Below are 932 nucleotides of genomic sequence, written 5' to 3'. Positions count from 1 at the left end.
TGTAGACGCCTTCTCCGCCCTGGAGATTTTGGTTGGCAACGGCGACGGCACCTTCGCTCCCAAGTACAGCATGAAGCGCTCCGAGATGGCTGTTGTGCTGGGCAAGGTCCTGGCCGAGCTGGAGAAGGGTGAGAATCCCGACCCCACCGAGAGCCCTGAACCCACGGAGAGCCCCGAACCCACCGAGAGCCCTGAGCCCACGGAAAGCCCTGAGCCTACCGAGAGCCCTGAGCCCACGGAGAGTGCCGAGCCTACCGAGAGCCCTGAGCCCACGGAAAGCGCCGAGCCTACCGAGAGCCCTGAGCCCACGGAGAGCGCCGAGCCTACCGAGAGCCCTGAGCCCACCGAGAGTGCCGAGCCCACCCCCGATCCTGCCGAGTAATCTGCAATGGTTTGGCCAAGGCCAAGCGATGTGTAAAACCGGTAAGTAAGCACCATGTGACCGGCATAAAAAAGCAGAAGGACGGATTTCTCCGTCCTTCTGTTTTTCTGTCTATTTAAGCCTTTCCTTGCTCAACACAGGGTTCCCGCCGGCTGCTTAGGCCTCAGGGGAAGTGGTAGGCTCGGTAGTGGGCTCAGTGGTAGGCTCACTGGTGGGCTCAGTGGTAGGCTCACTGGTGGGCTCGGTGGTAGGCTCAGTAGTGGGCTCACTGGTGGGCTCAGTAGTCGGCTCGGTGGTAGGCTCACTGGTGGGCTCGGTAGTGGGCTCAGTAGTAGGCTCGGTGGTGGGCTCAGTGGTAGGCTCACTGGTGGGCTCAGCAGTCGGCTCGGCAGTGGGCTCAACGGTGGGGTCGGGATTCTCACCCTTCTCCAGCTCAGCCAGGACCTTGCCCAGCACAACAGCCATCTCGGAGCGTTTCATGCTGTACTTGGGAGCGAAGGTGCCGTCGCCGTTGCCAACCAAAATCTCCAGGGCGGAGAAGGCGTCCACG

2 protein-coding genes are annotated in these 932 nt (G+C 61.9%); one reads left to right on the top strand and one right to left on the bottom strand.

Going from position 1 to position 932, the window contains the following annotated elements; translation table 11 throughout:
* Positions 1-382, top strand: a 382-nt coding sequence (locus U8U01_RS17225; RefSeq protein WP_322176815.1) for an S-layer homology domain-containing protein, incomplete at its 5' end; no start/stop codon positions are given.
* Positions 383-538: 156 nt separating this feature from the next.
* Here U8U01_RS17225 and U8U01_RS17220 read toward each other — a convergent pair.
* A partial coding sequence (locus U8U01_RS17220) for an S-layer homology domain-containing protein (protein ID WP_322176814.1) occupies positions 539-932 on the bottom strand: 394 nt, incomplete at its 5' end.

Source organism: Acutalibacter caecimuris (genome assembly GCF_034335085.1).
In the GTDB taxonomy this organism is placed as follows: domain Bacteria; phylum Bacillota; class Clostridia; order Oscillospirales; family Acutalibacteraceae; genus Acutalibacter; species Acutalibacter caecimuris.
Note: the sequence above shows the minus strand (reverse complement) of the source record. Positions and strands in the feature narration are given on the sequence as shown.